At 70.3% G+C, this 26,187-nt stretch carries 24 protein-coding genes; 10 read left to right on the top strand and 14 right to left on the bottom strand.

From position 1 onward, the window contains the following. The first annotated feature begins 73 nt into the window (after positions 1–73). Entirely contained in the window at positions 74–1,270 is a 1,197-nt protein-coding gene (locus FO059_RS03690) for a TetR/AcrR family transcriptional regulator (protein ID WP_143906453.1), read from the top strand. 11 nt (positions 1,271–1,281) lie between these two features. On the opposite strand, the gene FO059_RS03685 is transcribed toward FO059_RS03690, so the two are convergent. From FO059_RS03685 to FO059_RS03675, 3 genes are all read right to left on the bottom strand, one after another. Then, positions 1,282–1,776 carry an FABP family protein gene (locus tag FO059_RS03685; RefSeq protein ID WP_143906451.1) on the bottom strand — a complete coding sequence of 165 codons (495 nt, stop codon included), beginning with the start codon at positions 1,774–1,776 and terminating at the stop codon, positions 1,282–1,284. 32 nt (positions 1,777–1,808) lie between these two features. After that, on the bottom strand, positions 1,809–2,774 hold the full coding sequence (locus FO059_RS03680) for an oxygenase MpaB family protein (protein WP_143906449.1): 966 nt from the start codon (positions 2,772–2,774) through the stop codon (positions 1,809–1,811). Positions 2,775–2,850: 76 nt separating this feature from the next. Continuing rightward, positions 2,851–4,314, bottom strand: coding sequence for an aldehyde dehydrogenase family protein (locus tag FO059_RS03675; RefSeq protein ID WP_143906447.1), 1,464 nt, complete (start codon positions 4,312–4,314; stop codon positions 2,851–2,853). Between the two features lie 275 nt (positions 4,315–4,589). Here FO059_RS03675 and FO059_RS03670 point away from each other — a divergent pair, with 275 nt between their 5' ends. Further along, entirely contained in the window at positions 4,590–5,726 is a 1,137-nt protein-coding gene (locus tag FO059_RS03670; protein WP_143910409.1) for an acyl-CoA dehydrogenase family protein, read from the top strand. A 79-nt stretch (positions 5,727–5,805) separates the two neighbouring features. Continuing rightward, complete coding sequence (locus FO059_RS03665; RefSeq protein ID WP_143910408.1) at positions 5,806–6,513, top strand: GntR family transcriptional regulator; 708 nt, start codon at positions 5,806–5,808, stop codon at positions 6,511–6,513. Positions 6,514–6,528: 15 nt separating this feature from the next. Here the strand turns inward: FO059_RS03665 and FO059_RS03660 are convergent, their stop codons facing one another. Continuing rightward, a complete protein-coding gene (locus FO059_RS03660; protein WP_143906445.1) occupies positions 6,529–7,161 on the bottom strand; it encodes a TetR/AcrR family transcriptional regulator in 633 nt (210 codons plus the stop codon). A 145-nt stretch (positions 7,162–7,306) separates the two neighbouring features. On the opposite strand from FO059_RS03660, the gene FO059_RS03655 reads away from it, so the two are divergent. Continuing rightward, positions 7,307–8,137, top strand: a complete 831-nt coding sequence (locus FO059_RS03655) for an oxygenase MpaB family protein (RefSeq protein ID WP_143906443.1) — start codon at positions 7,307–7,309, stop codon at positions 8,135–8,137. Positions 8,138–8,155: 18 nt separating this feature from the next. Here FO059_RS03655 and narI read toward each other — a convergent pair whose 3' ends face one another. The 5 genes from narI to FO059_RS03630 form a co-directional block, all read right to left on the bottom strand. After that, the gene (gene narI / locus FO059_RS03650; protein ID WP_143906441.1) at positions 8,156–8,929 is read right to left on the bottom strand and encodes a respiratory nitrate reductase subunit gamma; all 774 of its coding nucleotides are present in this window, start codon (positions 8,927–8,929) and stop codon (positions 8,156–8,158) included. Continuing rightward, entirely contained in the window at positions 8,926–9,627 is a 702-nt protein-coding gene (narJ, locus tag FO059_RS03645) for a nitrate reductase molybdenum cofactor assembly chaperone (RefSeq protein ID WP_143906440.1), read from the bottom strand. The genes narI and narJ overlap by 4 nt, the downstream gene beginning before the upstream one ends. Beyond that, positions 9,627–11,309, bottom strand: a complete 1,683-nt coding sequence (narH, locus tag FO059_RS03640) for a nitrate reductase subunit beta (RefSeq protein WP_143906438.1) — start codon at positions 11,307–11,309, stop codon at positions 9,627–9,629. The genes narJ and narH overlap by 1 nt, the downstream gene beginning before the upstream one ends. Beyond that, complete coding sequence (locus tag FO059_RS03635; RefSeq protein WP_372497913.1) at positions 11,309–15,022, bottom strand: nitrate reductase subunit alpha; 3,714 nt, start codon at positions 15,020–15,022, stop codon at positions 11,309–11,311. The genes narH and FO059_RS03635 overlap by 1 nt, the downstream gene beginning before the upstream one ends. Before the next feature lie 151 nt (positions 15,023–15,173). Next, positions 15,174–16,409, bottom strand: coding sequence for an MFS transporter (locus tag FO059_RS03630; protein WP_143910406.1), 1,236 nt, complete (start codon positions 16,407–16,409; stop codon positions 15,174–15,176). A gap of 346 nt (positions 16,410–16,755) precedes the next feature. Between FO059_RS03630 and FO059_RS03625 the strand changes: the two genes are divergently transcribed. The 6 genes from FO059_RS03625 to FO059_RS03600 all read left to right on the top strand — a co-directional run bounded on the left by FO059_RS03625 (position 16,756) and on the right by FO059_RS03600 (position 20,434). Further along, entirely contained in the window at positions 16,756–17,889 is a 1,134-nt protein-coding gene (locus FO059_RS03625; protein ID WP_199257144.1) for a CaiB/BaiF CoA transferase family protein, read from the top strand. 160 nt (positions 17,890–18,049) lie between these two features. Next, positions 18,050–18,550: an Asp23/Gls24 family envelope stress response protein gene (locus FO059_RS03620; protein WP_143906436.1), complete on the top strand. Its 501-nt coding sequence runs from the start codon at positions 18,050–18,052 to the stop codon at positions 18,548–18,550. A 73-nt stretch (positions 18,551–18,623) separates the two neighbouring features. Then, the gene (locus FO059_RS03615; protein WP_143906434.1) at positions 18,624–18,803 is read left to right on the top strand and encodes a DUF2273 domain-containing protein; all 180 of its coding nucleotides are present in this window, start codon (positions 18,624–18,626) and stop codon (positions 18,801–18,803) included. Next, a complete protein-coding gene (locus FO059_RS03610) occupies positions 18,796–19,224 on the top strand; it encodes an Asp23/Gls24 family envelope stress response protein (protein WP_158726784.1) in 429 nt (142 codons plus the stop codon). The genes FO059_RS03615 and FO059_RS03610 overlap by 8 nt, the downstream gene beginning before the upstream one ends. Next, positions 19,221–19,832 (top strand): DUF6286 domain-containing protein, encoded by a 612-nt coding sequence (locus FO059_RS03605; RefSeq protein ID WP_143906431.1) that lies wholly within the window; start codon positions 19,221–19,223, stop codon positions 19,830–19,832. The genes FO059_RS03610 and FO059_RS03605 overlap by 4 nt, the downstream gene beginning before the upstream one ends. Continuing rightward, positions 19,829–20,434: a hypothetical protein gene (locus FO059_RS03600; RefSeq protein ID WP_143906429.1), complete on the top strand. Its 606-nt coding sequence runs from the start codon at positions 19,829–19,831 to the stop codon at positions 20,432–20,434. The genes FO059_RS03605 and FO059_RS03600 overlap by 4 nt, the downstream gene beginning before the upstream one ends. 79 nt (positions 20,435–20,513) lie before the next feature. Here FO059_RS03600 and tuf read toward each other — a convergent pair whose 3' ends face one another. From tuf to FO059_RS03575, 5 genes are all read right to left on the bottom strand, one after another. Next, positions 20,514–21,704, bottom strand: coding sequence for an elongation factor Tu (tuf, locus tag FO059_RS03595; RefSeq protein WP_143906427.1), 1,191 nt, complete (start codon positions 21,702–21,704; stop codon positions 20,514–20,516). 206 nt (positions 21,705–21,910) lie between these two features. Continuing rightward, positions 21,911–24,013 carry an elongation factor G gene (fusA, locus tag FO059_RS03590; protein ID WP_143906425.1) on the bottom strand — a complete coding sequence of 701 codons (2,103 nt, stop codon included), beginning with the start codon at positions 24,011–24,013 and terminating at the stop codon, positions 21,911–21,913. A 135-nt stretch (positions 24,014–24,148) separates the two neighbouring features. After that, entirely contained in the window at positions 24,149–24,619 is a 471-nt protein-coding gene (gene rpsG / locus FO059_RS03585; protein ID WP_143906423.1) for a 30S ribosomal protein S7, read from the bottom strand. Continuing rightward, the gene (gene rpsL, locus FO059_RS03580) at positions 24,619–24,993 is read right to left on the bottom strand and encodes a 30S ribosomal protein S12 (RefSeq protein ID WP_143906421.1); all 375 of its coding nucleotides are present in this window, start codon (positions 24,991–24,993) and stop codon (positions 24,619–24,621) included. Before rpsL ends, rpsG begins: the two co-directional genes overlap by 1 nt. 364 nt (positions 24,994–25,357) lie before the next feature. After that, the gene (locus FO059_RS03575; protein WP_233267071.1) at positions 25,358–26,173 is read right to left on the bottom strand and encodes an ABC transporter permease; all 816 of its coding nucleotides are present in this window, start codon (positions 26,171–26,173) and stop codon (positions 25,358–25,360) included. Positions 26,174–26,187: the final 14 nt, after the last annotated feature.

Genomic DNA, 26,187 nt, shown 5'->3' with positions numbered 1-26,187 from the left:
CTCCGCTCCCGTCCGTCTTGGTTTCCCCTCGATACAACCACGGGACGAGGGAACTGCGGTTAACTTTCTATCCATGTCGGCCCAGATACGTCCCCGCGATCGCAGGCAACGGATCGCCGTCGTCGCGGCGGAGGCTTTCGACGAGCACGGTTATCACGGGGCGGGCATGGATGAGATCGCCGCCGCCGTCGGAGTGTCCGGCCCCGCGCTCTACCGGCATTTCCCAAGCAAGTACGCGCTGTTCCTGCACTCCGTCGAGTCGTTGACGCAGGCCCTCTACGAGGCGACCGACCTTCCGCCCGAGCCGGCCGCGCATCCGTGCGCCCGCCTCACCGCGCTCCTGGAATCGCTCGCCGCCACGTCGATCGAACACCGGCGCAGCGGCGGACTCTACCGGTGGGAGGCGCGGCTGCTGAGCGAGGAGGACAGGCTCCGGGTGGTCCGGACCATGCGCACCGTCAGTGCACGCCTGGCAGAGCCCGTACGCGCACTGCACCCGGAGATGACCGCCGCGCAGGTGCGCCTGCGCACCACGGCCGCGTTGAGCATCCTCGGCAGCGTCACCGGCCACCGCACCCCCCTGGCGCGGAAGCGCATCATCACTGTGCTCGTGAACGGCTGCCTCGCCGTGGTGGACAGTCCGTCCCCCGGCCCGGCCGCGCCCGAGCGCGCCCCGGACGCCGCCGCACCGCGCGGCCCCGACCGCCCGCCGGCACCGGCCGACCCGCGCGAGGCGTTGCTGACCGAATCGATCCGGCTCTTCGCGCGCCGTGGTTACCACGAGGTGAGCGTCGAGGAGATCGCCGCGGCCGCGGGAATGACGGCGTCGGGCGTATACCGGCACTACGACGGCAAGCCCGCGCTGCTCGACGCGGCATTCAGCCGGACCGCGGAGGGGCTCGGACCCGCACAGCAGGCTGCCGCCGCCTCCGCACGGGACCCCGAAGCGGCCCTCCGCATGGTGGCGAGGCTCTACATCCGCCGGTCCTTCCGACATCCGGACCAGTTGACGCTCTACTTCGCCGAGGTGTCGAACCTGCCGCAGAGCCGCCGGCGCATGCTCCGCGCCGCCCACCGCCGCGTGGCGGAGTCCTGGGCGGACTCGGTGCTGCGGCTGCGCCCGGAGCTGCGCCGGAACGAGGCCGTCTACCTGGCGCATGCGGCGTTCGCCATGATCCTCGATGTCGGCCGGGCGGTGCGCTTCACCGCCGATGAGAGCGTCCAGGCACAGGTCGAGGAGTTGGTCCTGGCCTTGCAGCTCGGCGGATAGGCCGAGGCCGCTCAGCCGCGGCGGTGCAGGGCGGCGCTCAGGTGGTGCGTCATGGGGGTGTCCGCGTGCGCCATCCACAGCTCGTAGGTGAGCGTGTCGCCGTCCACCGTGAACCGCCTGCGCACCCCGTGCACCGGCTTGGCATCTGGCGAGCCGGCGATGTGCAGCTGCTCCGGGGCGAAGACCGCGTCGCCCGGGCCGCCGGATTCGGCCGGCCCGCGGTGGATCTCGGTGAACCCCGTCGGCTGGGTGACCAGCAGCTCCGCCTCGCCGCCGCCGACAGCGCGCAGGAACCCGGTCTCCGTGTGCATCGGGCGGGCACGGCCGGGCGCCCACGTGCGCGACAGATACGTCAGGAACGGCCGGCCGTCCCAGGAGAAGTCGATCTCCTCCTCGTACGCGAAATCGTCGATCGTCGGATAGTGCCCCTCGCCACCGCCGGCCCAGCGGCCGGCGAATCCGGCAAGCGGGCCCAGGACACCGTGCGGGGTCTTCTCTTCGCTCATCGGCACAGGCTCTCGTCGCTCATCGCCCCAGACTACGACGCGGGACCGGCCGGGCTCCGGGCACCGGCGGCGGCGTCGGACACGCGCGCCTCGCCCCGACCGACACCGCCCAGCCTCCCCACGTGCCCGCGCGCCCGCTCGACACCGAGGTCGCGCGGGCGGTAGTCGCCCGGGTAGCCCGGATACGTGCGATTGCGGGGGTCGTGGGTGCTGCGCGAAGCCCGGCGTCGCGGAAGGAACCGCACCGCGGCGCTGCGGGCGTGCAGCGCGGACTCGATCAGCGCCCGTAGGCGCGGCGATCCGGACGGGAAACCGAACGCGTCGGACATCCGCTGGTCCAGCATGGCGTACACGCCGCGCGCGACCAGCGGACGCAGCGGCGCGGGGAACCAGGAGCAGTAGAGATCGCGCGTGTAGCGGCCGATCGCGTTGTTGGTGTCGGCGTATCGGAAACGGTCGCGCTCGTACTCCAGCTTGAACCGGGCGAAGGCCTGGTAATCGGCGGGGATGTCGCGGATCGCCATGTGCCGGCCGATCTCGACGTAGAAGTGGTAGGCGGCCAGCCGTTCCACCGGATCCAGGCGGCGCCACCCGTACCGGTCGATCCAGTCGATGGGGTCGTAGATGAAGGTGGACAGCACGTAGAGCATGTCGTCGTTGGAGATCTCGTACATCGCGTGCATGCGGTTGACGTTGCGCACCGACTCATGGCCGCGGTCGGAGTCGATGCCGTGCTCCAGCATCTCGGCCATGAGGATCGCGGTGTCGTCGTAGCGCTTCTGCGGTCGGGCGGCGAACTCCCCCGATTCCGCGAGCACCGCGGAGACCGACGGCACGCAGTACGTGCGGAACAGCGCGAATTCCAGCGCCCGCTGGTAGTCGAACGGGAACTCGAATCCGGCGGTGAGCCGGTGGATCTCGTGCCGGTCGCGCTCCGGGTCGAGCGTGCGGATGTACGGCAGCCAGCTGCACGTTCCGGGTGCGGTCCTGATTCCCATGTCGTACCTCCTTCGTCTGCGGGGGCGTCGCCGCCCTCCGCGGCCGTGTCCGTGCCGGATCACCCGGCGCTCCGATTCAGCGGCCGTGCCGGACGCGCAGCATGAGTCGCGCGATGCGCATGTCGCGCCGGCGCCGCCGCATCGTCATCAGCTTCAGCGGAGTGGCGAACCTCGTCACCGTCATCGACTTGACCGTCGCGAACTCCCGCAGGCCGTCGTCGCCGTGGATGCGGCCGAAGCCGGAGTCGCCCGTGCCGCCGAACGGCAGCGCGGGCACGCCGGCGAATCCCAGGACGGAGTTCACCGTGACGACACCGCAGTCGAGCCGTTCCGCCGCCGCCTTCCCCGCGTCGGTGTCGGCGGTGAAGACCGACGCGCCGAGCCCGTAGCGCGAGGCGTCCGCCCGGCGCACGCCCTCGTCGAGGTCGGCCACCGGCTCGATCACCAGCACGGGCCCGAAGGTCTCGTCGGTGACGGCCGTCGAATCGGGCGCGACGCCGGTGAGTACGACGGGTTCGATGGTCCGCCCGCGCACGGAGTCCTCCCCGCCGACCAGTGCCCGCCCGCCGCCGCGCAGCGCGTCGGCGATCTGCGCGCGCACGATGTCCGTCTGCGCCGGCATCGTCATCGGGCCGTAGTCGACCCCCGCCCGCAGCGCGCGCAGGCGGTCGGTCACCGCGGCCGTGAACGCGTCGAACACCTCTTCCGCGACGTAGATCCGTTCGACTCCTGCGCAGGTCTGCCCGGCATTGCCGAGCCCGCCGAACACCGCGTAGCCGGCGGCGGCCGCCAGGTCGGCGTCGGCCGCCACCAGCATCGCGTCCTTGCCGCCGCATTCCGCGATGAGCGGCGTCAGGCTCTCCGCGCACGTGGCCATGACCCGTTTCGCCGTCGCCGTCGAACCTGTGAAGGCGACCTTGTCCACGCCCGCGCGGCACAGCGCGGCCCCCACCGCGCCGTCTCCGGTGACCACCTGGAGCACCGGCTGCGGCGCCGCCAGCGACTGCCAGGCCCGCGCCAGCCACTCACCGACGCCGGGGGTGAGCTCGCTGGGCTTGAAGACGACGGCGTTGCCGGCGGCGAGCGCGTAGGCGATCGACCCCATCGGCGTGTACAGCGGATAGTTCCAGGGGCCGATCACCCCGACGACGCCGTACGGCCGGTAGCCGACGGACGCGGCCTGGTCGATGCCGACCACGCCCGACGGCACCGACCGCCGCCGCAGCACCCGCCGGGCGTTGCGCGACGCCCAGTCCAGGTGCTCGACGGCGAGCATGACCTCGAGCAGCGCGTCGTCGTCGGGCTTGCCGGTCTCCCGGGCGATCACCCCGGCGAGTTCGTCCGCGCCGCGTGCGAGCACCCGGGCGAGGTCGCGGAGCCAGCCGCGCCTGCCGCGGAAGTCCTGGGCGTCCCACCACTGCGCCGCGGCGCGGGCGGCGTCGACGGCCGCCCCCGGCTGCGCGGCCGCCCCCGGCTGCGCGGCCGTGCCCGCCTGCGCCGCCGCGCCGTCCGCCCTCTGCCCGTTCTCGGTCTGCGTCATGCCGTCACGCACTCCTTCCACCGCCGCTGAGCCTCTCCCTGTGAGCGGCCCCTCCCCGTGAGCGGCCTCTCCCCGTGAGCGCAGTATCGCATCACATATATTTGATGTGATCTACTGTGGTGGACACCACAGTATGCGCCGGGCCGCGGCGCGACAAGGCACGCGGACGGCCACAGAACACGGCACACCGTGCGCGGTGCGCGGTGCGCGAACGGCGAGGAGGCCGCATGGCGAAGGGGATCACCGACGTATCGACGGGACTGCAGCCGGAGGCGATGGGGTTCACCGACGAGCAGGCCGCGTTCCAGCGTGCCGTCGCCGACATGTGCCGGCGCGAGTGCGGCACCCGCGAGCAGCGGGACGCACTGACCGAGCACGGCACGGTCCACCACAACACGCGGTTCTACAGCCGGATGGCGGAGCTCGGGTGGCTGGGGCTCACCGTGCCGGAGGAGTTCGGCGGCTCGGACGGCTCGATGGTGGACCTGTGCATCCTGCTCGAGGCGACCGCGCGCGGCATGGCGCCCGTCGGCGGCATCGGCCCCACTCTCATCACCGGCGCCGCCTACCAGAAGTTCGGCACCGACGCGCAGAAGAAGGAGGTCCTCGGCGGCGTCGTCGACGGCCGCAGCTACTCCATTTCGATGTCCGAACCCGAGGCCGGCTCCGACGTGGGCAACGTGTCGTGCAAGGCGGAGCGCACCGCCGACGGCTGGACGATCAACGGCCAGAAGACCTGGTGCTCCAACGCCCACATCGCCGACGCGATCCTGCTCGTGGCGCGCACGTCCCGCGGCGAGGACAAGCACCGGGGCCTGACGATGTTCCACGTGCCGGCCGACACCCCGGGTCTGACCATCAAGGGCATCCCCACCATGGGCGGCAACGACGTCAACGACCTGTACTTCACCGACGTGCGACTTCCGGAGGACGCGGTGATCGGCGAGGTCGACGCCGCCTGGGGCCAGCTCATGACTGGCCTGAACATCGAGCGGCTCATCCTGGGCGCCATGATGCTCGGCACCGCGCAGCGGGCCTTCGCGGACGCGCTGGAGTTCATCAGCGAACGCAAGCAGTTCGGTCGTCCCGTAGGAACATTCCAGAGCCTGCGGCACCGCGTGGCGGACCTGGCCACCGAGATCGAGTGCACCCGCCTGCTGGTCTACAGGCTGGCGCGGATGGTCGACGACAACCCCGGCGCGCTGTTCCCCCGCGAGGCGTCGATGGTCAAGCTCAAGGCCACCGAGACCGCCAAGAAGGTCGCGCTCGAGGGCATGCAGATGATGGGCGGCTACGGGTACGCCACCGAGTTCGACATGGAACGCCACGTCCGCGCCACGCTTGTCTCGTCGATCTACGGCGGCACCAACGAGATCCAGCGGGACGTCGTCGGCAAGACCTACGGGCTGTGACGCCGTGACCGCCTCAACCGGCGCCACCACTGGGCCCGGCGCCACCACTGGGCCCGGCGCCATCACTGGGCCCGGCGCCATCGCCTCACCAGCGCCGCAAGGTCGCCTTCGGCGACGCCCCCAGCTGTCCGACGACGTCGCCGACCACGTGCGCGCCCGGATCATGTCCGGGCAGGTGCGCCCGGGGGCTTTCATCCGCCTCGATGAGACGGCCGCGGAACTGGGCGTCAGCGTCACCCCCGTGCGCGAGGCGCTGTCGAAGCTCCGCGGTGAGGGGCTGGTCGAGTCGGTCCCGCACCGCGGCTACGTCGTCAACCCGCTCAGCCGCGAGGACGTCGTCGACATCTTCTGGCTGCAGGGACGTATCGCAGTGGAGCTGTCGGCGCGCGCGGCCCGCCGCGTCACCGACGCCGACCTCGCCGACCTCGCCGCGCACTGCGACGCGCTGGAGGCCTCCCTGGCCGGCCCGGACGTGGAGACCGTCGCGCTGCGCGAGTTCGAGTTCCACCGCCGGCTCAACCGGATCGCAGGCTCCGACAAGCTGGCCTGGTTCCTGCACAACGCCGTCCGCTACACCCCGTACGCGCTATACGCCGCGGACCCGGACTGGGGCGCCGGCGCGGTGGCGGGCCACCGTCGGCTGATCGCGGCACTGCGGGACCACGACCTGCCCGCGGTCGAGGAGGAGACCCGGTCGCAGTTCACCGACGGCGCACGGCGGCTCGTCGCCCACCTCGACGCGGTGCGCATGTGGGACGACTGGGACGACGACGAACGGGACGATTAGCCGCCATGCGGGGGCTCACCCGCGGATCAGGGGCACCAGCAGCGCGGTCGCGAACACCCGGAACTCCTCGTCGTCGTCCAGCCGCGGCGGGCCGTCCGGCGTGAGCAGCAGCGACTGCGTGAGCCGGGCGAGCACGGCGGACAGCGCGTCGACGTCGCCGAGCCGCGCGTCGCCATCCCCGGCCCCCGCGTCGCTCGCGCGCAACGTACTGATCTTGTCGGCGAGGAACGCGGTCGCGAGGGTGAGCACGTCGCCCGCCCCGATGGTGAGCGACCGCAGCGTCTCGTCGCGGTCCACGCGCAGCATCCGCTCCAGCAGCGGATTCCCGCGGACGGCCCGGACGGTGACCGTGAAGAAGGTGACGACGTACTCCTCGAGCTCGTCGATGCCTTCCACAGAGCGTTCGATGTGCGTGAGCACCCGCGCCGCCTCATAGAGATACGCGGCGCGCACCACGTCGTCCTTGGTGCCGAGCCGGCGGTAGAGCGTCGCCCTGTTCACGCCCGCCCGGTGCGCGATGTCGTCGGTGCTGGTCTTGCGGATGCCGGTGAGGGCGAACTGTTCGAGCGCGGCCTCGAGGATCCGGGCGTCCGCGTCCGCGACGCCCTCGTCCGCTCCGATCAGCGCCCGCACACCGTCATCCGTCACCTCCACAGGCTAACCACCCTTGCGGAGCCGACGGTCGCATGCAACAGTTGGAATCAAATTGTTGCATTGGCAGCGCCCCGCGACACGAAGCGACGGCCACAAGAAGCGGCAGCCTCGATAAGCGGCGGCACGGAACGGAGACGGCATGGCAGCACCGCAGGCGACGGACCTGGCTACGGAGGCCGACGGAACACCGTCGGTGGGCGTGGCCGACTACGTCGACGAGGCTTACGTGTTCCTGGGGGCGGGCGCCGCGATCCTGCTGCAGCTGGCGATGCCCGGCGTGGGGCACGGCGTGGCCGACCACAGCGACGTCCTGCACCGCCCGCTCAGCCGACTGCGCACCACGATGAGCTACATCTACGCCGTGTCGCTGGGCACCGACGACGAGCGCAGCGCGATCGTGCGCATGGTCAACAAGGCGCACGTGCCGGTGCGTTCGGAGACCTACAACGCCTTCGATCCGGAACTGCAGCTGTGGGTGGCCGCCACCCTGTACCACGGCGGGGTGGACCTGCACCGGCGGTTCCGCGGCCCGCTGGGACCCGTGTCGGCCGAGCGCGTCTACCGCGAGTCGATGGCCTACGGCACGGCGCTGCAGGTGCGCCCGGAAATGTGGCCGGACACCGTCGCCGGGTTCGACCGCTACTGGGAGCGCACGATGGACACGCTCAGCGTCGACGATCAGGTCCGCGAGTTCACTCGGCGGCTACTGGCGACCCGGAGCGCGCCGTGGTTCCTGCGCCCGGCGATGCCGCTGAACCGGTTCGTCACGACGGGGCTGCTGCCGCAGCAGGCGCGCGACGCCTTCGCCCTGCCGTGGAGCACCCGGCACCAGCGGGCGTTCGATCTGCTCTTCCGCGTCCTGCCGATGGCCTACCGCCTGGTGCCGCGGTTCGTCCGCACGATCCCGGCGCGGCTCTACCTGGCCGACATGCGCCGGCGATTGCGGTCCGGCCGCGGCCTGGCGCACTGAGCCCTGCAGGCGGCGCGGCTACCAGCGGGCGGGTGCGTCGCGCGTCCAGCCGCGTCGCTGCGGATCCGAACCGAGCAGGTGTCCTTCCTTGGCGGCGCTGCGGCTGCGGTAGACGATGTACGGGCGGAACAGGTACCACACCGGGGCGCTGAACACGTGCACGAGCCGCGTGAGCGGCCAGATGGCGAACAGCACCAGCGCGATCGCCACGTGCACCTGGAACTGGACGGGGGCTGCGGCCATGAGGCTGCCGTCCGGCTGGAGGCTCCAGAAGTCGCGGAACCACGGCGAGACGGTAGCGCGGTAGTTCGCGTCCGGCGCCCGGCCCGACGGGGTCATGCCGATGACGGTGGTGGACAACCCGGCCACCAGCGTGGCGACGAGCAGCACGTACATCCACTTGTCGTTCCACGTGGTGGCGATGAACACGGGACCCGTGCGGCGCCGCCGGTAGATGAGGATGCTTACGCCGACGAGGGTCGCGAGGCCGGCGATACCACCCGCGCTCAGCGCCACCCAGTGGTAGACGGACTCGGAGATGCCGATCGCGTGGGTCCAGCTCTCCGGAATCACCAGACCGATGATGTGCCCCAGGAACACGACGATGATGCCGTAGTGGAACAGGGGGCTGCCGATGCGCAGCAGCCGGGACTCGTAGAGCTGTGAGGACCGGGTGGTCCACCCGAACTTGTCGTAGCGGTACCGCCAGACGAGCCCGACGATCATCATCGCGAGCGACACGTACGGGATCACGTCCCAGAAGATCTCCAGCGCGCCGTTGCTGCTGTTCATCGGGATCCTCCCACCGTGCGGAGCGACGCGGCCAGCGCGTCCACCGGCACCGTCACCGAATAGGGGTCCAGGCCCACCGATTCGCTCGGCGGACCCTCCTGCGCGATCCGCTGCGCCTCGAGCCGCGTCTGCTCGGGGTCCGGCTCCGGCACCGTCGCCAGCACCGCCTCCACCGCCCCCGCGTACGGGGAGCCCATCTGCCCCAGCGCGTCCTGCAGCAGAGCCAGCGGCGCGCGATACCGGGTGAGCAGCGCCATCCCGGACTTGAATTCGACGGTGGCGCCGAACTCGAGCACCACGGCCAGGTGGTCGGGCAGTTCGCCCTCGGGCGGCTCCACCCCGGCCTCACGGTAGGCGTCCGCGAACTGGAGCATCGCGTTGCCGCGGTTGCGGGTGTCGCCGTCGGTCCAGTAGGTCAGGAACAGCGACCGCCGCCGGCGCAGGTCGAACGTCTCCACATATCGCTGCGCCGCGTCGTACGCGTCCGTGCCGGCCAACCCGTCGACGCACCGCCGCAGCGGTTCGGCCACGGACGGCGGCAGGTCGTCGAGCAGGCCGCCGACCAGCTCGAGGCGCTCGGAGTAGCAGGGCATGCCGTCGGCTTCGTCCTCCGGGTACGCCAGCAGCAGCGACACCGACTGCCACACCAGCCGACGGTGACTGTCGGCGATGCCCGTGGATCGTCGGAAGAGCTTCATCACACGTCCTTTCCGGCCGCTCCGCCGTCTTCGGCGGTGCCCCCGGATTCCGACGGGAACAGTCCGGGCGGGCTGCCCAGGCCGTCCCAGTTGAGCAGGTTCACGCGGCTGCTCGCCGTGTGCTCGCTTGTCTGCCGCTGCTTGAGCGCGTTGAAAGTCTCCACCGCGACCGGTGCCGGGGTGCCGGACGTCTCGCCGAACGGCCCCGAACCCGCCATGTACATCCCCGGCCCGCCTTCGAAGTCCAGCGGGCACTCCGTGGCCGTCTCCTCCAGCTTGTGGCCCTCGTTCTGGTAGGCGGTGGGGATGACGTACCGCTCGTCGTACTTGGCCAGTGCGAGCAGCCGGTACATCTCGTACATCTCCTCCTCGCTCAGGCCGACGGCCGCGGGGATGTGCGCCTGCGGCTCGCGCCCCAGGTTGATGTCGCGCATGTACGAGCGCATCGCGGCCAGCTTGTGCAGCACGTCGTCGATGATGCCGGTGTCCCCGGCGGTGAACAGCCCCGCCAGGTACTCCTTGGGGATGCGCAGCGCGTCGATGGCCCCGAACAGGTTGCCGACGTCCTCGGCGTCGTGGCCGTCCCGCGCGATCGCGTCCACCACCGGCGACAGCGGCGGGATGTACCAGACCATCGGCATGGTCCGGTACTCCGGGTGCAGCGGCAGCGCCACCTTGTACTGCTTGATCAGCGCGTAAATCGGCGAACGCTGCGCGCCCTCGATCCAGTCGTCGGAGATGCCCGCCTCGCGGGCGCCGGCGATCACCTCGGGGTCGTTCGGGTCCAGCAGCACGCGCATCTGCGATTCGTAGAGGTCCTGCGGGTCCTCGGTGCTGGCGGCCTCGAGCACGGCGTCCGCGTCGTAGAGCATCAGCCCGATGTACCGCAGGCGGCCCACGCAGGTTTCCGCGCACACCGTCGGCAGCCCCACCTCCACGCGCGGATAGCAGAACGTGCACTTCTCCGCCTTGCCCGTGCGGTGGTTGAAGTAGACCTTCTTGTACGGGCAGCCGGAGACGCACATGCGCCAGCCGCGGCACTTGTCCTGGTCGACCAGCACGATGCCGTCTTCGGAACGCTTGTAGATGGCGCCCGACGGGCAGGACGCGGCGCACGACGGGTTGAGGCAGTGCTCGCAGATCCGCGGCAGGTAGAACATGAAGGTCTGCTCCAGCTGCAGCTTGACCTCCTCGCCGACCTGGCTGAGGATCGGGTCGCCGGGCACGATCTCCGGGCTGCCGCCCAGGTCGTCGTCCCAGTTGGACGACCAGGTGACCTTCATCGGCTCGCCGGTGAGCAGGCTGCGCGGCGCGGCGACGGGGATGTGCTCGCCGGCGGGCGCCGTCGTCAGGTTCTCGTAGTCGTAGGTCCACGGCTCGTAGTAGTCCTGGATCGACGGCAGCTTGGGGTTGGAGAAGATGTTGACGAGCTTCTTGATGCGGCCGCCGGCCCGCAGCCGCAGCCGGCCCTTGCGGTCCAGCGTCCAGCCGCCCTGCCACTTGTCCTGGTCCTCGTAGGTGCGCGGATACCCCTGGCCGGGCCGGGTCTCGACGTTGTTGAACCAGACGTACTCCATGCCCGCACGGTTGGTCCACGCCTGCTTGCACGTGACCGAGCAGGTGTGGCACCCGATGCACTTGTCGAGATTCATCACCATGCCCATCTGAGCCATGACGCGCATCAGTAGGTCACCTCCTGGGAGCGGCGACGGACGAACGTGACCTCGTCACGCTGGTTGCCCGTGGGGCCGAGATAGTTGAACGCGTAACTGTTCTGGCCGTAGCCGCCGGCCAGGTGCGAGGGTTTGACGAGCAGCCGGGTGAGCGAGTTGTGGATGCCGCCGCGCCGGCCGGTGGTCTCCGTGAGCGGGGTGTCGATGGTGCGCTCCTGCACGTGGTAGACGAGCACGACGCCCTTGGGGATCCGGTGCGAGACGATGGCCCGGCAAACGAACACGCCGTTGCGGTTGACCGCCTCCACCCACTCGTTGTCGGCGGCGCCGATGGTGGTCGCGTCCTCCGGCGACATCCACATGGTGGGGCCGCCGCGGGAGAGCGAGAGCATGAACAGGTTGTCCTGGTATTCCGAGTGGATCGACCACTTGGAATGCGGGGTCAGGTAGCGCACGGCCAGGCCCAGCTCGCCCGTCTCCCCCAGCTTCGGCTCGCCGTAGAGCGCGTGCAGGTTCATCGGCGGGCGGTAGACGGGCATCTGCTCGCCGATCTCCTCGAGCCAGTCGTGGTCGAGGAAGAAGTGCATGCGCCCGGTGACGGTGTGGAACGGTTTGAGGTGCTCGATGTTCTGCGTGAACGGCGCGTAACGCCGCCCGCCGGTCTCGCTGCCGGACCACTCCGGACTGGTGATCACCGGCACCGGGTGCGCCTGGGTGTCCTGGAAGGTGATGTGCCGTTCCTCGGAGCCCTCGGCGAGCTGCGCCATGCGCCGCCCCGTCTGGCGCTCGAGATCCTTGAACCCCTGCACCGCCAGCCGGCCGTTGGTGGTGCCGGACAGCCGCAGCACCGCCTCGCACATCTTCACCGCCGTGTCGATCGCCGGCCGTCCGGCGCCGGCCCCGCGGTCCATCACGCCGTGCATGGCGGCGAGCTGCGCCACCTCCTCGTCCGGGTGGAAGGTGACGCCCTTGGTCGTCATGCCAAGCGTGTCCACCAGCGGACCGAGCGTCGCCCACTTGTCCGCGATGGCGCCGTAGTCGCGCTCGACCACCGCGATGGGGCCCATCGTCCTGCCGGGGATCGGCGTCGCCCCCGTCTCCAGCCAGTTGTCCTCGGCCCCGCGCGGGTAGGCGGTCTCGCCCGGGGTGTCGTGCTGCAGCGTGCCCAGAACCACGTCCTTGCGCACGCCCAGGTGCCGTGCCGCGAGCCGGCTGAACACCTTGGCGATGGTCTGGAACGCCTCGAAGTCCGAACGCGACTCCCACGGGTGATCGATCGCCGGGCTGAATGCGTGCACGTAGGGGTGCATGTCGGTGCTGGACAGGTCGTGCTTCTCGTACCAGGTGGCCGCGGGCAGCACGATGTCCGAGAGCAGCGTGGTCGAGGTCATGCGGAAGTCGATGGACATGACCATGTCGAGCTTGCCCTCGGGCACCTCGGCGCTGCCGTCCTCGCGCGTGGGCACCCGCACCGTCACCGGCCGCACGTCCTCCGGCATCGGCTCCGCGCTCATGTTCGACGACGTCCCCAGCAGGTGGCGCAGGAAATACTCGTTGCCCTTGGACGACGAGCCCAGCAGGTTGGAACGCCAGATGCTGAGCACGCGCGGCCAGTTCTCCGGCGCGTCCGGGTCGGTCACCGCCAGCTTGAGGTCTCCGGACGCCAGCTGGTCGGCAACGTAGCCGGGCACGTCGTCGCCGCGCCCCGCCGCCTCGGCTTCGTCGGCCACGTCCAGGCTCGAGCGGTCGAACTGCGGGTAGAACGGGGACCACCCCATCGCGGTCGCCGCCGAGACCACGTCCATCGTGTGCTTGCCGGCGAAGCGCCCGCGCCCCAGCGGGGTGGACAGCGCGTCGGCCCGGTAGTTGTCGTAGCTCCACTGGTTGGTGTGGGCGTACCAGTAGGTGGTGCCGGCCATCTGCCGCGGCGGGCGCGACCAGTCCAGGCCCATCGCCAGCGTCGAGTACCCGGTGATGGGACGGACCTTCTCCTGGCCCACGTAGTGCGCCCAGCCCCCGCCGTTGCGGCCCATCGAACCGGTGAGCAGCAGCAGCGAGAGGACGGCGCGGTAGGTGGCGTCGCCGTGGAACCACTGGCAGATGCCGGCGCCCATGATGATCATGGTGCGGCCGCCGGATTCGATGGAGTTCGCCGCCATCTGCCGGGCGACGCGCACGGCCTGCTCGGCGCTCACCCCGGTGATCGGCTCCTGCCACGCGGGCGTGCAGGGCACCGACGGGTCGTCGTAGCCGGTGGGCCACTGCCCCGGGAGCCCCGGACGCGCCACCCCGTACTGGGCGAGCATCAGGTCCAGCACCGTGCACACCAGGTGGCCGCCCACCCGCCGCACCGGCACCCCGCGGCGGTGGACCTCCGCGCGCCCCTCCACGGTGTCGAACCCGGTGATGAGCACCTCGACGCTCTCGGGCGCCGCGCCGTCCCAGGAATGCCCTCCGCCGGGAGCGTCCTCGCGGCCGACGGTGAGCCGGGGCGCGATGTCGCCCAGGTCGAGGTTCCACGCGCCCTCGTCGGATTCGGCGTAGCGGTGGCCGAGGCTGCCCCGCGGCACGGCGTGGCTGTCGGTGGCGGCGTCGAGCAGCACCGGCTTGAACTCGGCGAGCTCCTGGTCCGCCTCCAGGCCCGGCAGGTCCGCGGCCACCAGCCGCTTGCCCGCGATGTAGGCGCCGTCGCGCTCCTCGAGCCTGATCAAGTACGGAAGGTCGGTGAACTGTGCAGCGAAGTCGCTGAAGAACGGGGTGGAACCGTCCACATAGTGCTCGCGGAGCATCACGTGCCCCATCGCCATCGCCAGCGCGCCATCTGTGCCGGCCGCGCAGGGCATCCACTCGTCGGCGAACTTGGTGTTGTCGGTGTAGTCGGGGCTGATCGAGACGACCTTGGTGCCGCGGTAGCGGACCTCGGTCATCCAGTGCGCGTCGGGCGTGCGCGTGATCGGCACGTTGGATCCCCACATCAGCAGGTACGACGCGTCCCACCAGTCGCCGGATTCGGGCACGTCCGTCTGGTCGCCGAACACCTGCGGCGACGCGACGGGGAGGTCGGCGTACCAGTCGTAGAAGGAGGTCATGACGCCGCCGAGCAGCTCGACGAAGCGCGCGCCCACCGCGTGCGAGATCATGGACATCGCGGGGATGGGCGAGAATCCGGCGACGCGGTCCGGGCCGTGTTCCTTGATGGTGTGCACGTGCGCGGCCGCGACCATTTCCGCGGCCTCGTCCCAGGAGATGCGTACCAGGCCACCCTTGCCGCGCGCCTGCTGGTAGCGCCGGCGGCGTTCCGGATCGGACTGGATGTCCGCCCAGGCGAGGACCGGGTCGCCCAGGCGCGCCTTGGCCTCGCGGTACATCTGCACCAGCACGCCGCGCCCGTAGGGGTATCGCACGCGCGTGGGCGAATAGGTGTACCAGGAGAACGCCGCGCCGCGGGGGCAGCCGCGCGGCTCGTACTCGGGGCGGTCGGGGCCCACCGACGGGTAGTCCGTCTCCTGCGTCTCCCAGGTGATGATCCCGTCCTTGACGTAGATCTTCCACGAGCACGAGCCGGTGCAGTTGACCCCGTGTGTGGAGCGGACCACCTTGTCGTGGCTCCAGCGGTCGCGGTAGAACACGTCGCCGTCGCGCCCGCCCTCGAGGCTCACCGTGCGCTTGTCCACGGAGAATTCGGCGCCGCGGCGGAAGAACCTGCCGGTGTCCAGCAGCACGTCCGCCAACGGCCCGTCGGTGCGTGCCCTCCCGTGCCGCGGGGCGCCGGTCCGAGGAATGTCGGTGGATGTCACGCCGGTCTCCTTGTGGTGGTCGTCGGGATGAACGATGAGTTCGGGGTGCGGGGAAGGACCGCCGCCGCGCCGCAGGTCATGTCGACGCGCCCTCCTTCGGTTTGGCGCCGGGTCTGCTCACGCGCCGTGTCGGGTCGGCCGCCGGCACGAGCATGGCCGTGTACACGAGGATGATCACCGCCGTGATCACCAGCAGAGTCAGACCGAGGTGGTAGTTGTTGCCGGCTTCGTCGAAGGTGGCGCCCATGATCAGCGGCGGGAAGTAGCCGCCCAGCCCGCCGGCGGCGCTGACCATGCCCGTGACGCTGCCGACCTTGTTCGCGGGGGCGAGCTGCGAGAGCCATGCGAACACGCCGCCGGTTCCGATGCCGAGGAAGAACGCCAGCCCGCCGAACACCAGCCCCGCCTGCCATTCCGGCTTGGGCTGCATGTTGACCAGCGCCGCGAACACCGCGGTGCCGGCGACCGACACGAGTACGACGTTCTTCGGCGGGACGCGGTCGGAGATCATGCCGCCGATGGGCCGGGCGACCACCGCCGCGACCGCGAACGCCGCGGTGCGGCTGCCCGCCTGGATGGGATCGAAGTCGTACACGTCGATCGTGGCGATGTAGGTGGGCAGGTAGCTGGCGAAGGCGACGAAGCCGCCGAAGACCAGCCCGTAGAGCACGCACATGTTCCACGTGACGGGCAGCTTCATCGTCGCCCACATCTTGGGCAGGAACGGGTCGGTCTGCGGCTTCCACTGCGGCGCGTCCGAGGCGCCGAGGAACACGATCACCGCGGTGACGGCCAGGACGACGGCCAGGATGATGTGCGTCTGCATGCCGCCGAACCAGTTGTCGAACCGGGGGGTGAAGAACGCCGCCACCGCGGTGCCCACCATGCCCGCGCCGAACACGCCCGTGGCGAACCCCTTGCGCTCCGGCGGGTACCACGCGCTGACGAACGGGATGCCGACGGCGAACACCGTGCCCGCCACGCCCAGCAGCAGCGCGGACGCCAGCAGCGCGACGTAGTTGCCGGACGACCCGAAGTAGCCGACGAGCAGGATCGGGATGATCGAAGCGATCGTCACGACGAGGAGCATTCTGCGGCCGCCGTACTTGTCGGTGAGTGCGCCCGCCGGGATCCGCCCGAGCGAGCCGACCAGCACCGGCATCGCGACCATGATCGCGCTCTGCGAGGACGACAGCGACATCGACTCGGAATACCGCGAGGACAGCGGACCGAGGTCGTTCCAGACCCAGAAATCGATCATCGACACGAACGTGGCCAGAAACAGATTGCCGCGTGCGCCCAACCGAATCATCACGGGAATACTCCCCATCGCGTCGCTGCGAGGCTGGCCTGCCGGGCCCGTCGTCCGCATGCCACCGAAAACTGCCTCGTCCGACCACAACTTAGCCCAGCAGCGCAGTCGCCGTGAGCGATCCGGACTAGTCCGATCGGGCTAATCACGGGAGTCCGGCGCGGCGACGCACGGATGTGCGCGACTCGCAATTACGACACAGTGTCGTAGCCGATTTCCGGGCACGTGCAGGCCCCCTCGGGCCCCTGACCGTGTCGAACGCGGCCAAGCGCTTGCTAGGCTGCGCAGAATCGTGTCATTGGACACACGCCCTGGAAAACCCGAGAGAAACCCTGGAGAACGCACTGTGAACCCGACCCGGAACACGACCTCCGACCCCGCCGACCACGCAGCCGCCACAGACTCCACTACGCGGAGCGGCCCGCTGCACGGCGTGCGCGTGGTCGAGTTGGCGGGGATCGGCCCCGGCCCGCACGCGGCCATGCTCCTGGCCGACCTCGGCGCCGACGTCGTCCGCGTCGACCGTGCCGGCGCCGATCCGTCCGGCGATCAGCTGCAACGAGGCCGCCGTGCGGTGACCGCGAACCTCAAGGACGCCGCCGACGTGGAGAAGGTGCTGCACCTGATCGAGCGGGCGGACGTCCTCATCGAGGGCTTCCGCCCCGGGGTCACGGAACGGATGGGCCTGGGCCCCGACGAGTGCCTGGCCCGCAACCCGCGGCTCGTCTACGGGCGCATGACCGGCTGGGGCCAGGACGGCCCGATGGCGCAGCGCGCCGGCCACGACATGAACTACATCAGCCTCACCGGCGTGCTGCACGCGATCGGCCGGCCGGGCGAGCGTCCGGTGCCCCCGCTCAACCTGGTCGGCGATTTCGGCGGCGGTTCGATGTTCCTCGTCTTCGGCATCCTCGCCGCGATGCACGAGGCCACCGTCTCCGGCCGGGGGCAGGTGGTGGACGCGGCGATGATCGACGGATCCACACTGCTGGCGCAGATGATGTGGTCGTGGCGCGGCCGCGGAATGTGGAGCGACGAACGCGGCGCGAACCTGCTCGACGGCGGCGCCCCGTTCTACGACACCTACGAGTGCGCCGACGGCGGCTACTTCGCCGTCGGCGCCATCGAGCCGCAGTTCTTCGCCCGGCTGCTCGACGGCCTCGGGATCGATCCCGATTCGGTGCCCCCGCAGCAGGACCGCAAGCGCTGGCCGGAGCTGCGCGCGACACTCGTCGACGCCTTCGCCACGAAGACCCGCGACGAGTGGGCCGCGGTGTTCGACGGCACCGACGCCTGCGCAACGCCCGTCCTCAGCTTCGGCGAGGCCGCCGGCGATCCGCACGTCGCCGCCCGCGGGATCCTCGCCGACCTCGACGGCGTCGTCCAGCCGATGCCCGCCCCCCGCTTCTCGCGCACGCCCGCACCCGTCCCGTCCGCGCCGCCGCGCGAGTACACCGACATCGACACCGTGTGGGCCTGACCGGGCACCCCATTCATACTGCACCCGCCCGCGCCGGGATCCGCCGTACGATTGCAGGGGTGCCCACGACGGCCCCGACGCGGCGACCGGTGCAACAGCCAGGCCGCGCCCGCACAGCACCGGAAACCACCGACGGCGTGATCACGACTGGAGCAACACCATGGCGACACCCGCTTCCTCCGCCCAGCCCGGCAGCACCGGCCCGGAGCGCGGACCACGGCCCCTGGCCGCAGCACCGCAGGCGGGCTCCGCATCGACGCAGCTGGTGACCGACCAGGGCCGCACCATCCTCACCGACACCGTGGTGTCCAAGATCGCGGGCACCGCCACCCGGCAGGTGGACGGCGTGCACGCGCTGGGCGGCGGTACCGCACGCGCGGTCGAGGCGCTGCGCGGGCGGATCCCCGGCGCCCGCGTCAACCACTCGCAGGGTGTGGCCGTCGAGGTGGGCGAACGCCAGGCGGCCATCGACATCGGCATCGTCGCGGATTACGGGGTGCCCATCTACGACCTGGGCGCCGCGATCCGCCGCAACGTGATCGACGCGGTCGAGCGGATGACCGGACTGGAGGTCGTCGAGGTCAACGTCACCGTCTACGACGTCCATCTGCCCTCCGAGGACGAAGTCTCCGACGCCGAGTACCCGTCGCGCGTCCAGTGACGCCCGCCCGGCGCCGGGCGCGTGCGGCCGGCGCCATCCGCCACGCCCGCCACACCGATCCACAGGAGAACCCATGAGCATGGCAGCGGTCGGCCTCATCGCCGGCATCCTCCTCGTCATCGCGGGCACCACGGGCGGCCTGCTCGGGTTCGTCTTCGCGGTGCTGCTGGGCGCGGTGGGGCTCGCGCTCGGCGCACACCACGACGGCGCCATCGATCTCGCCGGACTGCTCCGGAGCAGGGGCCGTGGCTGAGCCCCGGACCACGACGGAGGCAACGCACAGCGCGCCCGCCGACGGCACACCGGCCGACGACGGGGGGCCCGGCTCCCGCGGCACCCTCGTCATCCGCGACCGCGTCGTCTCGCGCATCGCGTGCGCCGAGGTGCTCGCCGTCGACGGCGTCGTCCGGTCGTCCGAGGGGCTCGACCGGGTCCGCGGCCGCGGCCTGCCGCGCGCGCTCGCCGTGATCGACGGCGCCGAGGCCGCCGTGGCGGTACGGATAGCCACCCGGTGGCCGGTCTCCCTGCCGTCGCTCACGGAGTCCGTACAGACCCGGGTCGCCGACCGCATCGAGGAGCTGACGGGCCTGCACGTCCGCCAGGTCGATGTCACCGTCGAGCGGATCGCACCTTCGGTCCCGGCGGGCGAGGCCATCGCCCGCCGCGTGACATGACGACCACGGCCCCGGCCGGCTCCGGGGCGGGCGCCGCGCCGGAACCGCGCGCGGCGCCCGCAGCCGCGGTGACGATGGTGCTCGTCGGCATCGGCCTCCTCGCCGCCGGCGTCGTCGCCCTGCGCGAACTGCTCATCTACCACGGGATCTTGGCCAGCGCCCCGTGGCTGGCCCCGGCGACCACCTGGATCTCCGGCCTGACGTGGCGGACCTGGATGTACTACGCGGCACCCACGTCCGTCGTCGTCGGTGTCGTCGCGTTGGTGGCCGCGTTCCGCCCCCGTCGGCGCACGCACATCCGCACGGCCGCCGATCCCCCGGTGTGGCTGTCGGAGACGGCCGTCGCCCGAGCCTGCAGCGCGCGGGCGCAGCAGGTGACCGCCGTGGACTCCGCACGGACCACCGCGACCCGCCGCCGCGTCCAGGTGACGGTCACCGTGCCCGAGCGCCCCGGGGACCCTCCGCCCGGAGACACCGCGCTCGCGGAGCTCGTCCGCGAGCGTGTCGAGCCGTTCACCCGCACGCTGCACCCGACGCCCATTCCGCGGGTCCGCATCGTCCGGGTCCTGCCCACGCAGAACCGCCCCGGAAGCGGGCGGGTACGGTGACCGGTCGCCGGAGCCCCGGGCGCGCGCTCGAGGCCGTCGCACGCGCGGTCACCGCGCTCGTCGGGGCTGCGTCGACCGCCGCGGGCGCATACGGCATCGCATTGTGGGCGGGACTGGACCTGTCCGCCGCGTGGTCGATCCACCTGGACAGACGCTGGTACTACTTCGCGCCCGCGCAGTCCTGGTGGCCGTGGGCCCTGCTCGCCGCCGGGGCCCTGGCCCTGGTGACGGGGGCGGCGATCCTCGTGGCCTACCTGCGCCCCCGCCGCGCGCGGCGGATCACGCTCGGCTCCTCGCCGCTCGGCCGGGCCGCGGTGGAACCGTCCGCGCTGTGCTCCGCGGTGTCGGGCGAGTTCGCGGCGATCGCCGGCGTCGAGAACGCTTCCGCCACCGCGCGGGCATCGGGCGGCGGCACGGTCATCACGGTGGCTGTCCGGGCGGCGGCCGACTCCGACCCCGACGAGATCCGACGGGGTGCGGCCGGTGCCGCGGACCACCTGGCGGCGACGCTCGGGTCCTCCGCCCCGCGCCTGCGCGTGCTGCTGGAGCTGTCGAAGCCGCAGCGGCCCCCGACCGGGCAGCCCGGACGGGTCAGCGGCTGACCGGGGACACCGGCAGAACAGAGACGAGCGGCGCCGATCCTGTCCGGATCGGCGCCGCTCGTCGGCTGTGGTCAGTCGATCACTTGATGATCTTCGTGACGCGGCCGGCACCCACGGTGCGGCCACCCTCGCGGATCGCGAAGCGCAGGCCCTCGTCCATGGCGACCGGCTGGATCAGCTTGACGGACATGTCGGTGTTGTCACCGGGCATGACCATCTCGGTGCCCTCCGGCAGCTCCACGACGCCGGTGACGTCGGTGGTGCGGAAGTAGAACTGCGGGCGGTAGTTGTTGAAGAACGGCGTGTGACGGCCGCCCTCGTCCTTGGACAGGATGTAGGCCTGGCCCTCGAACTCGGTGTGCGGGGTGTAGGCGCCCGGCTTGATGACGACCTGGCCGCGCTCGACGTCCTCACGCTTGATGCCGCGCACCAGCAGGCCCACATTGTCGCCCGCCTGGCCCTGGTCGAGCAGCTTGCGGAACATCTCGATGCCCGTGACCGTGGTCTTGGTGGACTCGGGCTTGATGCCGATGAGCTCGACGTCCTCGTTGACGTTGACCACGCCACGCTCGATGCGGCCGGTGACGACCGTGCCGCGGCCCGTGATCGTGAAGACGTCCTCGACGGGCATCAGGAACGGGTGCTCGGTGTCGCGCACCGGGTCCGGGATGGAATCGTCGACGGCCTTCATCAGGTCGAGGACGGACTGCGTCCACTTCTCGTCGCCCTCGAGCGCCTTGAGCGCGGAGATCGGGATGATCGGCGCGTCCTCGTCGAAGTCCTGGCTGGCCAGCAGCTCGCGGACCTCCATCTCGACGAGCTCGAGGATCTCCTCGTCGTCGACCATGTCGGCCTTGTTCAGGGCGACCAGGATGTAGGGCACGCCGACCTGACGGGCGAGCAGCACGTGCTCACGCGTCTGCGGCATCGGGCCGTCGGTGGCGGCCACGACCAGGATCGCGCCGTCCATCTGGGCGGCACCGGTGATCATGTTCTTGATGTAGTCCGCGTGACCGGGGGCGTCGACGTGCGCGTAGTGGCGCTTGTCGGTCTGGTACTCGACGTGGGAGATGTTGATCGTGATGCCACGAGCCTTCTCCTCGGGCGCCTTGTCGATCGTGTCGAACGCCGACGGCTCGTTGAGGTCGGGGAACGCATCCGCGAGCACCTTGGTGATGGCAGCGGTGGTGGTGGTCTTGCCGTGGTCAACGTGACCGATGGTCCCGATGTTGACGTGCGGCTTCGTCCGCTCGAACTTCGCCTTCGCCACTGGTTGTCCTCCTGGACTCATTGTTGCGTGCTGCCTGGCAGCAGTGCAGTTGATGTTCTGGTCAGTACTTCTGGTCGTGCACAGGGCCCGACCGGCGGGAACCACCGCGGACACGGTGTGCCGATCCCTGCATGGATCCGACACGGCGTGTCAACAGTGCAGTATCCCACCGTCGCCCTGGTGTCCGGCGCGCGATGAGACGGAGATTACTCTCCGTGCGCCTTCGCGACGATCTCCTTGGCGACGTTCGCGGGAACCTCGGCGTAGGAGTCGAACACCATGGTGTAGTTCGCTCGGCCCTGTGTCTTCGACCGAAGGTCTCCGACGTAGCCGAACATCTCCGACAACGGAACCGTGGCCTTGACGACCCTGGCACCGCTGCGTTCCTCCATGGCCTGGATCTGGCCACGGCGGGAGTTCAGGTCACCGATCACCTCGCCCATGTAGTCCTCGGGCGTGATGACCTCGACCGCCATCAGCGGTTCGAGGATGACCGCCTTGGCCTTCGGCGCGGCCTCCTTGAAGGCCATCGACCCGGCGACCTTGAACGCCATCTCCGAGGAGTCCACCTCGTGGTAGGCGCCGTCGAGCAGCGTTGCCTTGACGTTGACCATGGGGTACCCGGCCAGCACACCGTACTGCATGGCGTCCTGGATGCCGGCATCGACCGACGGGATGTACTCGCGCGGCACGCGACCGCCGGTCACCTTGCTCTCGAAGGAGTAGGTCTCGCCTTCCTCGCCCTCCCAGGGCTCCAGCTTGATGATGACCTTCGCGAACTGGCCCGAGCCGCCCGTCTGCTTCTTGTGGGTGTAGTCGTACTTCTCCACGGTCTTGCGGATGGTCTCGCGGTAGGCCACCTGCGGCTTGCCGATGTTGGCCTCGACCTTGAACTCGCGCCGCATGCGGTCGACGAACACGTCCAGGTGCAGCTCGCCCATACCGCCGATGACGGTCTGGCCGGTCTCGTCGTCGAGGTGCACCTTGAAGGTGGGGTCCTCGTCGACGAGCCGCTGGATCGCGGTGCCGAGCTTCTCCTGGTCGGACTTGGTCTTGGGCTCGATGGCCACCTCGATGACCGGCTCCGGGAAGGACATCGACTCGAGGATGATCGGGTTGGCCGGATCGCAGAGCGTGTCACCGGTGGTGACGTCCTTGAGCCCGATGAACGCGTAGATGTGGCCGGCCTGGGCCTCATCGATGGCGTTCTCCTTGTTGGAGTGCATCTGGAAGAGCTTGCCGATGCGCTCCTTCTTGCCCTTGGTCGAGTTGATGACCTGGGTGCCGGAGGCGATGTGGCCCGAGTAGACGCGCACGTAGGTGAGCTTGCCGAAGAACGGGTGCGCCGCGACCTTGAACGCGAGACCCGCGAACGGCTCGTCCTTGGACGGGTGCCGTACGAGGACCTCTTCGGGGTTGTCCACCGCGTGGCCCTGCACCGCCTCGACGTCCACCGGGGTCGGCAGGTAGTCGAGGACCGCGTCGAGCATCGGCTCGATGCCCTTGTTCTTGAACGCCGTGCCGCACAGCACCGGGTACTGCTCGCTGGCGATGGTGACCTTGCGGATGGCGCCCTTGATCTCCTCGACGGTGAGCTCGTCGCCGCCGAAGTACTTCTCCATCAGGGCCTCGTCGGTCTCCGCGACCGCCTCGAGGAGCTTCTCCCGGTACTCGTCGACCGTCTCCTGGAGGTCCGCGGGGATCTCCTCGACGACGGGCTCGGTGCCCGGCGCCACGGTGCCGCGCCAGGTGAGCGCCTTCATCTCGACGAGGTCGACGACACCGTCGAAGTGGTCCTCGGCACCGATCGGCACCTGCAGGACCAGCGGCGTCGCGCCGAGGCGCTCCTCGATGGTGCGCACCGTGAAGAAGAAGTCCGCGCCCAGCTTGTCCATCTTGTTGACGAAGCAGATGCGGGGGACGTCGTACTTCTCGGCCTGGCGCCAGACCTGCTCGGACTGCGGCTCGACACCCTCCTTGCCGTCGAACACCGCGACGGCGCCGTCGAGCACGCGCAGCGAACGCTCCACCTCGACGGTGAAGTCGACGTGACCCGGCGTGTCGATGATGTTGATCTGGGTGTCTTTCCAGAAACAGGTGGTGGCGGCGGAGGTGATCGTGATCCCCCGCTCCTGCTCCTGCTCCATCCAGTCCATCGTGGCGCCACCGTCGTGCGTCTCACCGATCTTGTAGTTGATACCGGTGTAGTAGAGGATGCGCTCGGTGGTCGTGGTCTTGCCGGCATCGATGTGCGCCATGATGCCGATATTGCGGACCTTCTTGAGGTCGGTTAGCACGTCCTGTGCCACAGGATTCTTCCCCGCTCGTGACTCGGTGATTCGGTGGACCCTCCTGGGCCCGGGATTCTGTTGCGCCGGCACGCGAGAGCCGGCACCGTGATCCACCCGGCCGGGCGGGCCGCAGCCCGCCCCGCCGGGGACGGATCACCAGCGGTAGTGCGCGAACGCCTTGTTGGCCTCGGCCATCTTGTGCGTGTCCTCACGCCGCTTGACCGCCGCGCCCAGTCCGTTGCTGGCGTCGAGGATCTCGTTGGCCAGACGCTCGACCATCGTCTTCTCGCGTCGCTGACGCGCGAAGGTCACCAGCCAGCGCATCGCCAGCGTGGTCGAGCGGCCCGGACGGACCTCCACCGGCACCTGGTAGGTGGCGCCACCGACGCGGCGGCTGCGCACCTCGAGTGCGGGCTTGACGTTGTCGAGCGCGCGCTTGAGAGTGACGACCGGATCGGTGCCGGTCTTCTCGCGCGTCTGCTCGAGCGCCTGGTAGACGATGCGCTCGGCGGTGGACTTCTTGCCGTCCTTGAGGATCTTGTTGACCAGCTGCGACACGAGAGGCGATCCGTAGACCGGGTCGTTGACCAGCTGACGCTTCGGGGCGGGACCCTTACGAGGCATTAGCTCTTCTCCTTCTTGGCGCCGTAGCGGCTGCGTGCCTGCTTGCGACCCTTGACACCCTGGGTGTCGAGGGAGCCGCGGATGATCTTGTAGCGCACGCCCGGCAGGTCCTTCACACGACCGCCGCGGACCAGGACCATCGAGTGCTCCTGGAGGTTGTGGCCCTCGCCCGGGATGTAGGCGGTGACCTCGACGGCGGTGGTCAGGCGCACACGTGCCACCTTGCGAAGAGCGGAGTTCGGCTTCTTCGGCGTGGTCGTGTAGACGCGGGTGCAGACGCCACGGCGCTGGGGGCTCCCCTTGAGCGCAGTGGTCTTACCCCCCACCGCTTTGTCGTGGCGGCCCTTGCGGACCAGCTGCTGAATGGTTGGCATAACCGTCTTTCTCTGTGGCTCGGCCGGCGCGGCTGATCGAGTCGGCCGGTCGAGACGAACATTGCTGATGTGAAATTAGGGTTTTCGCAGTTGGGACAAGATAGCTACTGCCCCTCACCCGAACCCCACGGTCGGGCGTGTCGCATCCCCTCACAGCGCAGCCAGATGCTCGCCCGCGCGCGCAGCGCGGGAACGCACACTTGGCCATACCGTCGGGCAGGCACACAGATCGACCCGGCAAGCCGGGCACGGCCGTCTACGATACCCGGCCGCAGCGCACACGGTCAAAGCGGGCTCACGGCCGAAGCGCGCACACGGCCTGAGCAAGCGAACGAAGACGCAGCGGGTACGCGCGGCCGCCCCGTCAGGCGCGCGCGACCCGGCGATGCGACAGCAACGAAAGGGTACCGAAGACGACGATGATCACCGCCGCGCACACCAGCGCGTACAGCGGGGCGTGCTCGGCCGCCCAGCCCGTCGCAACCGGGAAGTCCGGCGGCGCCGGATTGCCGAACAGCCGGCGGCCGGCGGTGGCGACCGCCGTGATCGGGTTCCACTCGGCGAGCACGCGCAGCGGGCCGGGCAGGCTCTGCGCGGAGATGAAGGCCGACGAGATGAAGGTGAACGGGAACATCCACAGGAATCCCACGCTCTGCGCCACCTCGACGTTCCGTGCCACGAGCCCCGTGAACACGCCCACCCACGACATGGCGAACGCGAACAGCGCCAGGATCCCGAAGGCGGCCAGCGCGTCGCCGACCCCGCCGGTGATCCGCCAGCCGATCAGGTACCCGCAGCCGACCATGACGACCACGCTGATCACGTTGACGACGAAGTCCGAGACCGTCCGGCCCAGCACCACCGCCAGGCGCGACATCGGCAGAGACCGGAACCGGTCGATCAGACCGGACTGCAGGTCGCCGGCCAACCCCACCGTGGTGAACGCGGCGTTGAACACCACCGTCTGGGTGAAGATCCCGGCCATCAGGAACTCCCGGTACTCGCCGCCCCCGAGCGATGCGCCGAACACGTAGGCGAACAGCGCGACGAACATCAGCGGCTGCACTGTCGCGCTGACGAGGAGGGTGGGGACCCGCTTGATCGTCAGAAGGTTCCGGAAGGCGATGACCGCGCTGTCGGTGAACGCCCGGCGCGTCCGGCGACCCTCCGCCGCGCGCAGGTACGCCGCCACGT

It is taken from the genome of Tomitella fengzijianii (genome assembly GCF_007559025.1).
GTDB classification, from domain to species: Bacteria; Actinomycetota; Actinomycetes; order Mycobacteriales; family Mycobacteriaceae; genus Tomitella; species Tomitella fengzijianii.
This window is presented reverse-complemented; position numbering and strand designations above follow the sequence as displayed.